The 13,351-nt window shown below is 62.8% G+C and carries 13 protein-coding genes; 11 read left to right on the top strand and 2 right to left on the bottom strand.

The genetic code is table 11. The features are described 5' to 3' along the window. The first annotated feature begins 112 nt into the window (after positions 1-112). From infB to AC0J5Z_RS15970, 3 genes are all read left to right on the top strand, one after another. Positions 113-2,974 (top strand): translation initiation factor IF-2, encoded by a 2,862-nt coding sequence (gene infB / locus AC0J5Z_RS15980; protein ID WP_475034083.1) that lies wholly within the window; start codon positions 113-115, stop codon positions 2,972-2,974. A gap of 77 nt (positions 2,975-3,051) precedes the next feature. Then, on the top strand, positions 3,052-3,555 hold the full coding sequence (gene rbfA, locus AC0J5Z_RS15975; protein ID WP_475034078.1) for a 30S ribosome-binding factor RbfA: 504 nt from the start codon (positions 3,052-3,054) through the stop codon (positions 3,553-3,555). A gap of 88 nt (positions 3,556-3,643) precedes the next feature. Continuing rightward, the gene (locus tag AC0J5Z_RS15970) at positions 3,644-4,126 is read left to right on the top strand and encodes a nucleoside deaminase (protein ID WP_475034074.1); all 483 of its coding nucleotides are present in this window, start codon (positions 3,644-3,646) and stop codon (positions 4,124-4,126) included. 13 nt (positions 4,127-4,139) lie between these two features. On the opposite strand, the gene AC0J5Z_RS15965 is transcribed toward AC0J5Z_RS15970, so the two are convergent. Further along, positions 4,140-5,294, bottom strand: coding sequence for a pyridoxal phosphate-dependent aminotransferase (locus AC0J5Z_RS15965; protein ID WP_475034070.1), 1,155 nt, complete (start codon positions 5,292-5,294; stop codon positions 4,140-4,142). Positions 5,295-5,328: 34 nt separating this feature from the next. Between AC0J5Z_RS15965 and truB the strand changes: the two genes are divergently transcribed. The 8 genes from truB (at position 5,329) to AC0J5Z_RS15925 (ending at position 13,032) form a co-directional block, all read left to right on the top strand. Continuing rightward, positions 5,329-6,252, top strand: coding sequence for a tRNA pseudouridine(55) synthase TruB (gene truB, locus AC0J5Z_RS15960; protein WP_475034066.1), 924 nt, complete (start codon positions 5,329-5,331; stop codon positions 6,250-6,252). A 2-nt stretch (positions 6,253-6,254) separates the two neighbouring features. Then, positions 6,255-6,608, top strand: a complete 354-nt coding sequence (locus tag AC0J5Z_RS15955) for a hypothetical protein (RefSeq protein ID WP_475034062.1) — start codon at positions 6,255-6,257, stop codon at positions 6,606-6,608. 2 nt (positions 6,609-6,610) lie between these two features. Further along, positions 6,611-7,054, top strand: coding sequence for a hypothetical protein (locus AC0J5Z_RS15950; RefSeq protein WP_475034060.1), 444 nt, complete (start codon positions 6,611-6,613; stop codon positions 7,052-7,054). 88 nt (positions 7,055-7,142) lie between these two features. Next, the gene (locus AC0J5Z_RS15945; RefSeq protein ID WP_475034057.1) at positions 7,143-8,126 is read left to right on the top strand and encodes a bifunctional riboflavin kinase/FAD synthetase; all 984 of its coding nucleotides are present in this window, start codon (positions 7,143-7,145) and stop codon (positions 8,124-8,126) included. Positions 8,127-8,285: 159 nt separating this feature from the next. Then, on the top strand, positions 8,286-8,555 hold the full coding sequence (gene rpsO / locus AC0J5Z_RS15940) for a 30S ribosomal protein S15 (protein ID WP_017198030.1): 270 nt from the start codon (positions 8,286-8,288) through the stop codon (positions 8,553-8,555). A 241-nt stretch (positions 8,556-8,796) separates the two neighbouring features. Further along, positions 8,797-11,049 carry a polyribonucleotide nucleotidyltransferase gene (locus tag AC0J5Z_RS15935; protein WP_475034054.1) on the top strand — a complete coding sequence of 751 codons (2,253 nt, stop codon included), beginning with the start codon at positions 8,797-8,799 and terminating at the stop codon, positions 11,047-11,049. An 89-nt stretch (positions 11,050-11,138) separates the two neighbouring features. After that, on the top strand, positions 11,139-12,482 hold the full coding sequence (locus tag AC0J5Z_RS15930) for a M16 family metallopeptidase (protein ID WP_475034052.1): 1,344 nt from the start codon (positions 11,139-11,141) through the stop codon (positions 12,480-12,482). Positions 12,483-12,570: 88 nt separating this feature from the next. Continuing rightward, the gene (locus AC0J5Z_RS15925; protein WP_475034050.1) at positions 12,571-13,032 is read left to right on the top strand and encodes a DUF1579 family protein; all 462 of its coding nucleotides are present in this window, start codon (positions 12,571-12,573) and stop codon (positions 13,030-13,032) included. 17 nt (positions 13,033-13,049) lie between these two features. Here AC0J5Z_RS15925 and AC0J5Z_RS15920 read toward each other — a convergent pair whose 3' ends face one another. Then, positions 13,050-13,343 carry a hypothetical protein gene (locus tag AC0J5Z_RS15920; protein ID WP_475034048.1) on the bottom strand — a complete coding sequence of 98 codons (294 nt, stop codon included), beginning with the start codon at positions 13,341-13,343 and terminating at the stop codon, positions 13,050-13,052. Between the last annotated feature and the right edge of the window lie 8 nt (positions 13,344-13,351).

Here is a 13,351-nt window from a genome sequence, read left to right as displayed (position 1 = left end):
GACAACTTTGTTGCGCTCTGCAATGGGCCTTTCAATCGCGCAAGCGGCGAAGGCCCGCAGTAAGAAGTAGACGGTTCGTGCCTGGCTCGGTGCGGACCGAGACAGGAGAAATGTGGCCAAGGTCCGCGTACATGAGCTCGCCAAAGAGCTCGGTATTACTTCCAAAGATGCAGTAACCAAACTGCAGGAATTGGGCGAATTCGTTCGCTCCGCCTCTTCAACTATTGAGGCCCCCGTCGTGAAGAAGCTTCGCGATGCCTACCCGGGTGCCGGCGCTGCCAAAGCCGCCGCACCCGCTGCAGCTCCCAAAGCTCCCGCAGCATCCCGTCCGGCAGCTCCGGCACCGGGTCCTGCAGCGCCGAAGGCTCCGGCCCCGGCACCTGCAGCCCCCGCTCCGGCGGCTCCGGCGGCCGCTGCTCCGGCAGCACCTGCCCCGGCAGCCCCTGCGGCTCCTGCCGCGTCCACCCCGGTTTCGGCCAAGCCCGGCGCCCGTCCTGCTCCCAAAGCAGAGACTCCGGCTCCGGCCCGTCAAGGTGGCCAGGCTCCGCGTCCCGGCGGTCCCCGTCCGGGCAACAACCCGTTTGCTACGTCCCAGGGCATGCCCCGGGGCCGAGGTGGCGACGGAGACCGTCCGCCACGTCCGGGTAACAACCCGTTTGCGCCGTCCCAGGGCATGCCCCGAGGCGAACGCCGCAACGATGGCGAACGCCCCGGTGGTCCGCGTCCTGCGGCTGGCGCCGGCGGACCCCGTCCCGCAGCAGGTACCGGCGGACCCCGTCCGGGCGCACCGCGTCCCGGTGCACCCCGTCCGGGCGCTCCGCGTCCCGCCGGCGGTCCGGGTGCCGGAAACCGTCCTACCCCGGGCATGATGCCCAACCGCACTGAGCGTCCGGCTCCCGGTGGCGCAGGCCGTCCGGGTGGCGCAGGCCGTCCCGGTGGCGGACCCGGTCGTCCCGGTGGCGCACCTGGTGCAGGTACCGGTGGCGGAGCTCCCGCCGGCGGTGGCTTCGGCAAGGGTGGCCGCGGTCGCGGTGGCACCCAGGGTGCCTTCGGCAAGGGCGGCGCCGGTCGTGGCAAGCAGCGCAAGTCGAAGCGTGCAAAGCGCCAGGAACTGGAGCAGATGAGTGCTCCGTCACTGGGCGGCGTATCAGTACCCCGCGGTGATGGCGAGACCATCATCCGCCTGCGTCGCGGCTCGTCCATCACGGACTTCGCCGAGAAGATTGACGCGAACCCCGCATCGCTGGTGACCGTGCTGTTCCACCTCGGTGAGATGGCTACGGCTACGCAGTCCCTCGACGAGGACACCTTTGGTTTGCTTGGCGCAGAACTTGGCTACAAGCTGCAGGTTGTCTCGCCGGAAGATGAAGAGCGCGAACTGCTCGACCAGTTCGACATCAACATCCAGGACGAACTCGACGCCGAAGGCGACGATGTCCTCGAGGCCCGCGCGCCGGTTGTCACGGTCATGGGTCACGTTGACCACGGTAAGACCCGCCTGTTGGACGCCATCCGCAACTCCAACGTTGTGGCCGGCGAGCACGGTGGTATCACCCAACACATCGGTGCTTACCAGATCAGCCACATCCACGAGGACAAGCCTCGCGACATCACCTTCATTGACACTCCCGGTCACGAGGCCTTCACGGCCATGCGTGCTCGTGGTGCCAAGGTCACCGATATCGCGATCCTGGTTGTCGCAGCCGACGACGGCGTCATGCCCCAGACGGTGGAAGCACTTAACCACGCACAGGCAGCCAACGTGCCGATCGTTGTCGCAGTGAACAAGATCGACAAGGAAGGCGCCAACCCTGACAAGGTCAAGGGCCAGCTCACCGAGTACGGCCTGGTTCCCGAAGAATACGGTGGCGACACCATGTTCGTTGAGGTCTCTGCACGCCAGAACCTCAACATCGACGAACTGATCGACGCCGTCCTGCTGACGGCCGATGCTGCCCTGGATCTGCGCGCCAACCCGGACAAGGACGCTCGAGGCATTGCCATCGAAGCGAACCTCGATAAGGGCCGCGGTGCTGTCGCAACCGTCCTGGTGCAGTCCGGTACCTTGGCCGTGGGCGACACGATTGTGGCCGGTACGGCTCACGGCCGCGTCCGTGCCATGTTCGACGAGAACGGCGAGGCACTTGATGTTGCGCTGCCGTCCCGCCCGGTCCAGGTCCTCGGCCTGTCCAACGTGCCGCGTGCAGGTGACACCTTCCTGGTGACTCCGGACGAGCGTACGGCCCGCCAGATCGCTGAGAAGCGTGAAGCTGCCGACCGCAACGCCGCACTGGCTAAGCGTCGCAAGCGCATCAGCCTGGAAGACTTCGACCAGGCCGTTGCCGAAGGCAAGATCGACACCCTCAACCTCATCCTCAAGGGTGACGTGTCCGGTGCCGTGGAAGCCCTCGAAGACGCCTTGCTCAAGATCGACGTCGGAGACGACGACGTTCAGCTTCGTGTCATCCACCGCGGTGTGGGTGCCATCACGCAGAACGACGTCAACCTCGCCACGGTGGACAACGCCATCATCATTGGCTTCAACGTCAAGCCGGCAGAGCGTGTTGCTGAACTGGCCGACCGTGAAGGCGTGGACATGCGCTTCTACTCGGTCATCTACGCAGCAATCGATGACATCGAGATGGCTCTTAAGGGCATGCTCAAGCCGGAATACGAAGAAGTCCAGCTCGGTACTGCCGAGGTTCGCGAAGTCTTCCGTTCTTCCAAGTTCGGAAACATCGCCGGCTCGATCGTCCGCACGGGCATCATCCGCCGTAACACCAAGGCACGTGTCAGCCGCGACGGCAAGGTCATCGGTGACAACCTCACCGTTGAGACGCTCAAGCGCTTCAAGGATGACGCCACCGAAGTCCGTACCGACTTCGAGTGTGGTATCGGTCTTGGCTCCTTCAATGACATCACTGAAGGCGACATCATCGAGACCTTCGAAATGCGCGAAAAGCCGCGCAGCTAGGTTCCGTTTGGAACGGGTCCGTCGGGTAACCCCGGCGGACCCGTTCCGTCCCCTTTTCTACTTTCCAGGAGGAAGTCATGGCTGATCCCGCACGCGCTGCCAAGCTGGCACAGCGGATAAAGGTCGTCGTCGCTGAGGCCCTTGGACGCCGGGTCAAGGATCCGCGCGTCGAGTCCATCACGGTCACGGACGCCCGCGTCACCAATGACCTTCAGCACGCCACCATCTACTACACCGTTTTTGGTGACGACGTAGCCCAGGCCGATGCCGCCAGGGCGCTGGAGAAGGCCAAGGGTGTGTTGCGGCAGGAAGTCGGCCGTAACATCACTGTTCGCCTCACTCCGACACTCGAGTTCGTGGCTGACCAGATTCCGGTCAATGCCTCGAACCTTGAAGAGCTGCTGCGTGAAGCCAAGCGTCGCGACGCAGAGGTAGCCGCTTTGGCTGCCAGCGCCAAGCACGCAGGCGACGAAGACCCCTACAAGGGCGATTCGCCGGAGGACATCGAAGAGGACGACTTCGACGAAGAGGACACTGACCTCTCCGGCGATAACGAACTCGACGAAGACGCCAGCCGCTAGAACATTCTTTGAGATTTTGTACAGCTGATGCCCTTAAGAGGCCTTCTTAGGGGCATTTGCTGTACTCAAACTCGCTATGATCGGGAGCATGTCGGCGCACAGTGCTCAGCAACGTGATGAATACCTGAACCTGGCCATCAAGCTGGCCGTGCAAAACGTTTCCGACGGCGGCGGCCCTTTCGGCGCCGTCGTGGTCACCCCGGACGGAAGTGTCCATGAGGGAGTCAACCGGGTGACCCGGGACCACGATCCCACGGCACATGCTGAGGTGGTGGCGATTCGTCGTGCCGCAGCCGCAACCAAGAGGTTCGACCTCGCGGGGTCCGTTCTCTATGCCAGCTGTGAACCCTGCCCGCTGTGCCTATCGGCCACGCTCTGGGCAAGGATTGGCCGCGTCTATTTCGCTGCGGACAGGCACGGCGCGGCCCGGGCCGGCTTCGACGACGCCGTGTTCTATGAGTACTTTGCCGGCACCAGACCGGAACTGCTGCCCGTGGAGCACGCCGAGTTGGCCGCATCCGATGAACCATTTCAGGCTTGGCGGAACCACGCCCGCCGGACGGCCTACTGAAGGCTAACGAAAACTAGGCCCTGGCTGGGAGCCGGTTGACGCCGTCGAGCAGGTCTTGTTGCCCGCCGCATAGCGCGATCCTGATCCAGCCCTCTCCGATCGAACCGAAGGCCGTACCCGGCGCGAAGGACACTCCGGAATCCGCCAGGAAGTCCCGCACCCAGGCCCTGACGTCCCCGCGGCTCACATGCGAGACGTTAGCCCAAAGGTAGAAAGCCCCCTGTGCGCCCAGAAACGGGATTCCCTTCTCCGCCAGCACAGCCGATGCTGCATCCCGATTGCTGCGGTAATGGTCGCGCGCCTGGGAAACATAATCCTGCGGGCCTGTCAGCGCGGCTAATGCGGCGTACTGCGAAGGGGACGCGACGCAGGACACGATGGACTCCATCACGTTGTTCATCTTCTGCTCCAACCCCGGCGGGCAGATCAACGCGCCGATTCGGAGGCCCGTCAGCCCGTATGTTTTGGACAGGGTCAGGGAGGTGAAAACCCGGGCTTCGCCGGGGACGGCACTGTCGAAGCGGGCAGGGCTGACATGGGGGACATCGAAAGTGAAGGATTCATAGCATTCGTCCGAGATGATCCAGAGGTCGTGGCGGACGGCCAGCTCCACCAGCTGGCGCGTGGATTCCTCGCTGAACACGGCACCCAAGGGGTTGGATGGGGAGTTCAGCATGATGACACGGGTACGTGGCGTGATGAGGGCATCTATGTCCTCAATGCGCGGCTGGAAGTCGTTCTGCGGGTACAGCGGGTACTGCACTGGCACGGCGTGCAGCAGCCGGCTGGTCATGGCGAAGGTGGGGTATCCGGGGTTCGGGATGAGAATCTCGTCTCCGGGGGAGAGGAGGAGGCTCATGGCAAAGTGGAGTCCCTGCTGGGCGCCGTCCACCACATAGACCCGTTCCGCTCCGATATCGACGCCTTGCAGCTCACGGAAGCGCGCGGCAAAGGCTTCACGGAGGGCAGGAATTCCGGCGTTGGGTGTGTAGTTGGTCTCATCCCGGTCCAGGCAGTCAATGCCGGCGTCGAGGATGTGCCGGGGTAATGCAAAGCCCGGTTCCCCGATGCTAAGGACGATTGCTCCGGGGGTGGACCAGGCAGCTTCGGTGATCTCGCGGATCTGGTTCACGGGGACGTCGCGGACGTGCGCGGCAAGCTCAGGCATGGGAGCCATCCTAGCCACCCATATACTGGTAAGCGTGCTTTCTGGACTGGTAATCGTTGACAAACCGCAGGGATGGACCAGCCATGATGTGGTTGGCCGGATGCGTCGGCTGGCCGGCACCCGGAAAGTGGGCCATGCCGGCACGCTTGATCCCATGGCAACCGGCGTTCTGGTGCTCGGCATCAACAAGGCCACGCGCCTGCTGACCTACATCGTGGGCACGTCCAAGACGTACACCGCCACGATCAGGCTGGGCGAAACCACCATCACCGACGACGCCGAGGGCGAGGTCACGGAGGCCCGCAACGCAGCGGACATTACCGACGACGCCGTCGCCGCCGGTGTTGCCGCGCTTACCGGCCCGATTCAGCAGGTTCCCAGCAGCGTCAGTGCCATCAAAGTCAATGGCGAACGCTCCTACGCCCGGGTCCGCTCGGGCGAAGAGGTCAAGCTCGCGGCCCGTCCGGTCACCATCCACCGCTTCGATGTCCACTCCATCACCAAGATCGACGGCGGCAGGGTTGTTGACGTCGACGTCACCGTCGAATGTTCTTCCGGCACGTACATCAGGGCATTGGCCCGGGACCTCGGCAATGCCTTGGGTGTAGGGGGACACCTCACAGCCTTGCGTAGGACACAAGTGGGCCCGTACTCCCTGGACCAAGCACGCACGCTGGAGGAGCTGGCAGAAGAGCTCGAGATCCTGGAAATGTCCCTGGCGGCACGTTCGCTGATGCCCAACCGGGAGCTGAGCGAGGAAGAAACCATCGAGATCTCCTTCGGCCGCCGCATCGCTGCCGGACCGGGAGCAGGAACACCGGACGCCGCTACGGCCGAGAAGCCCGCCGCAGCGTTCGCGCCGTCGGGGGAGCTGGTGGCCCTGCTGGCCGATACCGGTAGCTTCGCGAAACCCGTCCTGGTCTTCGCGCCGGGAACTGGAACAGGGCAGGCAAAATAGGCATGGACGGATACTTTTACGCCATCCTCATCGTTGGACTGGTGTCCACGATCATGTGCGTTGTGGCCGGCTTGATGAAGAAAGCCCCGAACGACCCCACGATCTTCTCCGTACTCGCCGTTGAGCTTGTACTGGTGGTGTATCTGGTGGGCTCGATCATCCGCGTTGCCATGGGGGAGCAGATGGCCGGTGAAGCATGGGAGTTCTGGGGCTACCTCATTGTTGCCCTGATGATTCCTCTGGGGGCGGTCTATTGGGCCATCCTTGAACGAACCCGCTGGAGCAACTTCGTCCTTGCGGCGGTGGGCATAACCGCATTGGTGATGGCTGCCCGCATGAACCAGATCTGGTACTGACCTTGAAGGAAGAACACAACGTGACTGGAACCGAGACAAACTCTGCGAGCCAGCAGAAGGACACCCGGAACACAGGGCCCGGACGTTTGCTGATCGCGGTCTACGCCGTGTTCGCGTTGTCGGCGACGGCTCGTGCCGGCTACCAGATCGCCACAAAGTTCGCCGAAGCACCGTTGGCGCATATCCTGTCGGCGTTCGCCGCCGTCGTCTATATTGTGGCCACTATCTCGCTTGCGAAGCCGGGCCGTACCTGGTTCAAGGTTTCCTTGGCCGCTGTGCTCACCGAGCTTGTGGGTGTGCTGGTAGTCGGAGCGATCAGCCTCTTTGATCCGGTCGCTTTCCCGCACGACACTGTGTGGTCCCTGTTTGGGCGTGGTTATGGCTTCGTCCCGCTGGTCCTGCCGATCCTTGGCCTTCTATGGCTCAACAAGCGCCGACCGTCCTGAGGCAAACACGCTAGCGGGTAACCTTAGAATGTTCCGGCGCCGGGAGGCTGCCGGGAGGAACGAACATCTGCAGTAAAAGGCGAGGTTGATGGTCCACATCTGGAACGATCCCACCGAAGTCCCCAAGGACTTCGGACCTACTGTCGTTACCATCGGGAACTTTGACGGCGTCCATCGTGGCCACCAGCACGTTCTGTCGCAGTTGACCAATACCGCAAAGCGGCACAACATCCCGTCGGTGGCCGTGACGTTCGATCCCCATCCCGCCCAGGTGCACAGGCCGGATTCTGCGCCGGAGCTGATCATGGGGCTTCAGGATAAACTGGATGCCCTCGGCGATACCGGGGTGGATGCCGTACTGGTGATGAAGTACACCCCTGACCTCGCTGCGATGACGCCTACGGAGTTTGTCCGTGAGATCCTCCTCGAGGGACTCCATGCCGCACACCTCGTTGTAGGCCACGATCTCCGATTCGGAGCCGGCAATGCAGGCGACGTTGTCACCATGCAGGAGCTGGGTGATCAGCTCGGCTTTGGGGTGCAGGTGGTCAATGAATACGGCGCGGGAGGCTTCCCGGTCCACGACGACGGCGATACCGACCGCCGCTGTTCCTCCACCTGGGTGAGGGAGGCCTTGTCCGAAGGCGACGTAGTTACAGCTGCCGCCGTGTTGGGCCGGCCCCACCGCATGCGTGGGGAAGTGGTGCACGGAGCTGCCCGCGGGCGGGATCTCGGATTCCCTACGGCAAACCTTTCGCACGATTCCACCGGCTACGTCCCGGCGGACGGCATCTATGCGGGGTGGCTGATTGACCAGGCCGGTACACGCTGGCCCGCCGCCATCTCCGTTGGTTCCAACCCCACGTTCGATGGCGTCAGCCGACAGGTGGAGGCACATGTTATCGACCGTCCTGAAGAGAACGTGGAAGACTTCGACCTCTACGGACAGACTGTTGCCGTTGAATTTACGCAGCGCCTACGTGGCATGGTGGCTTACCGGGGAGCGGAAGCGCTGGTCGAACAAATGTGCTTGGACGTAGCCCAGGCGCACGAGCTGTTGACCCGGCACTAGGGGCATTTCGACAACACTGCTGACGTGCCGGTAAACTGATGAGTGGATCCGGCTGCAGTCCGTGGCGGCTGGACCTGTTTTTGTGTGCGGCAACGTACCAAGGACAACCCGTCAGCGAGGCGCTGCACCGGGAGGCACGGCACAACTCTAGGAGTTCACGTGGCACTTGACGCCGCTGTAAAGCAGTCCATCATCAAGGAATACGCAACCTCTGAAGGCGACACCGGTTCGCCCGAGGTGCAGGTTGCAGTCCTGACCCAGCGGATCAAGGATCTGACTGAGCACATGAAGGAGCACAAGCACGACTTCCACACCCAGCGCGGTCTGCTGGCCATGGTTGGTCGTCGCAAGCGCATGCTTTCCTACCTGAAGAACACTGACATCGCCCGCTACCGTGCGCTCATCGAGCGTCTCGGCCTGCGCCGCTAGTCTGCCTTTAGGGGCGGCCCGCTCCTTTTCGGAACGGGCCGCCTTCTTCACCAACAACTAAAAACAGGAATCAACCGCATCGCGCATTCGCGGTCCTCGGTAGTGATTCCCGGGAAAACCATCTGTGACGATGGCGCCCGTGGATCTCGATCGATGACCGGGTGTCGTACAGGCCAGGAAAAAAGAAGAGGCCTGGGTTGGTGCGGCGGACTTCCGCTAACAGAAACGGAGGTGACTCTCTATGGAGGGTCCCGAAATCCAGTTCTCCGAAGCCATCATCGACAACGGACGTTTCGGCAAGCGAGTTATTCGCTTCGAAACCGGCCGCCTTGCCAAGCAGGCAGCCGGCGCGTCGATGGTCTACATCGACGAAGACACCGCACTGCTGTCGGCAACCACAGCAGGCAAGCAGCCGCGCGAAGGTTTCGACTTCTTCCCGCTGACGGTTGACGTTGAAGAGCGTATGTACGCTGCCGGCCGTATCCCGGGTTCGTTCTTCCGCCGCGAAGGCCGTCCGTCCACCGAAGCCATCCTGGCTTGCCGCCTGATGGACCGCCCGCTGCGCCCCGCCTTCGTGAAGGGCCTGCGCAACGAGGTCCAGATCGTGGTTACCGTTCTGGCCATCAACCCGGATGAGCTTTACGACGTCGTCGCCATCAATGCGTCCTCGATGTCCACGCAGCTTTCCGGTCTCCCGTTCTCCGGCCCGATCGGTGGCGTTCGCGTCGCCCTTATCGCCGACGAGCAGGGTTCGCAGTGGGTCGCTTTCCCCAAGCACTCCCAGCTTGAGAACGCCGTGTTCAACATGGTTGTTGCCGGCCGCATCACCGGTGACGACGTCGCCATCATGATGGTTGAAGCCGAAGCCACGGACAACTCCTGGAACCTCATCAAGGAACAGGGCGCAACCGCTCCTACCGAAGAGGTTGTTTCCGAGGGCCTCGAGGCTGCCAAGCCGTTCATCAAGGCACTCTGTGAAGCACAGGCAGACCTGGCAGCCCGCGCTGCCAAGCCCACGGTTGAGTTCCCGGTCTTCCTGGACTACCAGGACGATGTTTACGCCGCTGTTGAAGCCGCTGCCGCTGACAAGCTGGCCGCTGTTTTCCAGATCGCTGACAAGCAGGACCGCGACAACGCCTCCGACGAGCTCAAGGACGAAGTCATCGGTTCACTCGCCGGAAACTTCGAGGGCCGCGAGAAGGAACTGTCCGCAGCTTTCCGCTCGGTCACCAAGCACGTTGTGCGCCAGCGCATCCTCAAGGACCAGGTCCGCATCGACGGCCGTGGCCTGACGGACATCCGCCAGCTGACCGCCGAGGTAGAGGTTCTGCCCCGCGTTCACGGTTCGGCCATCTTCGAGCGCGGCGAAACCCAGATCATGGGTGTCACCACGCTGAACATGCTCAAGATGGAACAGCAGATCGACTCGTTGTCGCCGGTAACGCGTAAGCGCTACATGCACAACTACAACTTCCCGCCGTACTCCACCGGTGAGACCGGCCGCGTCGGTTCCCCGAAGCGCCGCGAAATCGGCCACGGTGCACTCGCAGAGCGCGCCCTGGTTCCGGTTCTGCCTACCCGCGAAGAGTTCCCGTACGCCATCCGCCAGGTATCAGAGGCCCTGAGTTCCAACGGTTCCACGTCCATGGGTTCGGTGTGTGCTTCGACGCTTTCCATGCTCAACGCCGGTGTGCCGCTGAAGGCAGCTGTTGCCGGTATCGCCATGGGCCTGGTTTCTGACCAGGTTGACGGTCAGACCCGCTACGCAGCGCTGACCGACATCCTCGGCGCCGAAGACGCTTTCGGCGACATGGACTTCAAGGTTGCAGGTACCTCTGAGTTCGTCACGGCCATCCAGCTGGACACCAAGCTCGACGGCATCCCCGCTTCCGTGCTGGCAGCAGCACTGAAGCAGGCCCGCGAAGCCCGCCTCCACATCCTTGAGGTCATCAACGCAGCGATCGACACCCCGGATGAGCTCTCCGAGTTCGCCCCGCGGGTTATCGCCGTCAAGATCCCCGTGGACAAGATCGGCGAGGTCATCGGCCCCAAGGGCAAGATGATCAACCAGATCCAGGAAGACACGGGCGCGGACATCTCCATCGAAGATGACGGCACTGTCTACATTGGCGCCACCAACGGTCCGTCTGCAGACGCAGCACGTTCCGCCATCAACGCCATCGCCAACCCGCAGGTACCGGAAATCGGTGAGCGCTACCTGGGTACGGTCGTCAAGACCACTACCTTCGGCGCTTTCGTTTCCCTCACCCCGGGCAAGGACGGACTGCTGCACATCTCCGAGCTCCGCAAGCTGGCCAACGGCAAGCGAGTGGACAACGTTGATGACGTCGTCTCCGTGGGCCAGAAGGTCCAGGTCGAGATCACCAAGATCGACGACCGCGGAAAGCTTTCCCTCTCCCCGGTTGTTGCCGAGGAAGAAGGAGCAGCCTCCGAGGACGCTCCAGCCGAGGCCGCTGAAGAGTCCGCAGAGTAGTCTGTAAGCAGTACATCCGGCAGGGCCGGTGGGCTTGAAAAAGCTCCACCGGCCCTTCCGGCCTTAACTCGAAAACCCGAAAGGTCTTGATGACTGTCGTACCCTTGCCGCTGGAGCAGACCCTTCCCGGTGGCGAACTGATCCATGGTGCCGAGGGCGGTTCCGTCGTGCGGCGCTCCGTCCTTCCCGGCGGCGTCCGCGTCCTGACCGAGGCGATGCCCGGTCAGCGTTCGGCCACCATAGGTTTCTGGGTGGCAGTGGGTTCGCGCGATGAGGCGGACGGCCAGCATGGTTCCACACACTTCCTTGAGCACCTGCTGTTCAAGGGCACCAAGAGACGCACAGCCTTGGAGATCGCGTCCGCCTTTGACGAGGTGGGCGGCGAATCCAACGCGGCGACGGCCAAGGAAAGCACGTGCTACTTCGCCCGCGTCCTGGACACGGACCTCCCCATGGCAATAGATGTCATCGCTGACATGATCACCGGCGCGGTCCTCGATCCTGCGGAACTGGAGCAGGAGCGCGATGTCATCCTCGAGGAAATCGCCATGGACAGCGACGACCCCACGGACGTCGCCCACGAAAAATTCGTGGCAGCCGTCCTCGGCAACCACCCGCTGGCACGCCCCATCGGGGGAACCCCGGATGCCATCAAAGCTGTGGCAAGGGATTCGGTTTGGGCGCACTATCAGCGCTACTACCGCCCGGAGGAACTGGTCATCACCGCAGCCGGCGGCTTGGATCACGACGTCGTCTGCCAACTCGTTCTGGATGCTCTGCAAGCTGCCGGGTGGCAGCTTGACGCCGAAGCCGCGCCCGTAGAGCGCCGGGGTACTGACCGGGCCGTCATCACTGGCACGTCAGGATTGCACGTGGTCAAGCGTCCCGTGGAGCAAGCCAACATCATCGTGGGTTGCCCCACGATCGTTGCCACGGATGACCGCCGCTTCGTTATGAGCGTGCTGAACGCCGTACTGGGCGGTGGCATGTCGTCCCGCCTGTTCCAGGAGATCCGTGAGAAGCGCGGCCTGGTGTACTCCACGTACTCGTTCACTGCAGCGTATGCGGACGCCGGATACTTCGGAATGTACGCCGGCTGCACGCCTTCCAAGGTTCGCCAGGTGTTGGAACTCCTGGGCCTTGAGCTGGATAAGCTCGCCAAGGAGGGCATTACAGACGAAGAGCTTCGAAAGGCTGTAGGACAGCTCAGCGGCGGGATTGTCCTCGCCCTGGAGGACACCGGTTCGCGGATGTCGCGACTTGGCCGGGCGGAGTTGGTGTCTGGAGAATTCCAGGACATTGACGAGACCCTCGCACGCATCAAGGCCGTCACGGTGGAGGACGTTCAGGAACTTGCCCGCGAACTCGCAGCTGCGCCCCGAACCATCACCGTTGTTGGTCCGTTCGAGGAAACCGAGACCTTCGGCCTTTAGGTTCCCGACCGGAATCTCTGGACTCCCGCACTGTAAACAGGGCAGCATGATCACACGATGATGCTGCCCTGACTACATTGGAGACGTGATGGATCTGCCCTCAAGTGGCCATGCTGCAGAGCTGCTGCGGGATTTCATCGGTCATTGGCGGGGCATCACGGAGATCGCCTCGTCGCCGTGGGGAACTGCGCGGACAGCTGAGGCCGAGGTGGTGTTCACCAAGGCCGCTGGCGGATATGCCGTGGTCCAGAGCTACAGGCACCGCGAAGCGGACGGTGCGCACTTCGAAGGTCATGGCATGTTCACTGTTGACCGGGACCACGGCGACACGCTCTGGTACTACGTGGACAGCATGGGTCGGCCGCCAGCCAGCCCGGTCCGTGGGACATGGAATGCGGGCACCCTGACCCTGGACCGTCGAACGGCCGACGGCGTGGCCAGGCACACATTCCGCGTTGAAGGTGGCGTTCTGGTGCACACCGCAGACTTGAGGCTCGAAGGAACTGCCGAGTTCAGCCCGTTGCTGAAGAGCGTTTTCCGGAAGGCGTGACCCACGCGTCCGCCGGACTAGTAATTTCCGGTATAAACGGCTTCCATGATGCGCGTCTTGGGATCGCCGACGAGGGCGGGGGCGCGTTCGGTCGAATTCCATACGGTGGACTGTAAGCGTCCCAGCATGGCCTCGGCTTCTTCGAAGGATTCAAAGTCGAGTTCCACAACAACCACGCCGGAGTCTTCCGCAGGCCTGCTGACACGGAACTGTTGAACTCCGGAGCCAGCCCTGTCCAAAGGATCGCGGTCGAAGGCGGCCTTCCACATGTCGAAATCCTTGATGCCGTGCTCAATCTGGAGCGTGTACATGGCGGTTC

Source organism: Paenarthrobacter sp. TRD_SC_7 (assembly GCF_056156245.1).
The sequence above is the reverse complement of the archived record's forward strand: the minus strand, read 5'-3'. Positions and strand labels throughout refer to the sequence as shown.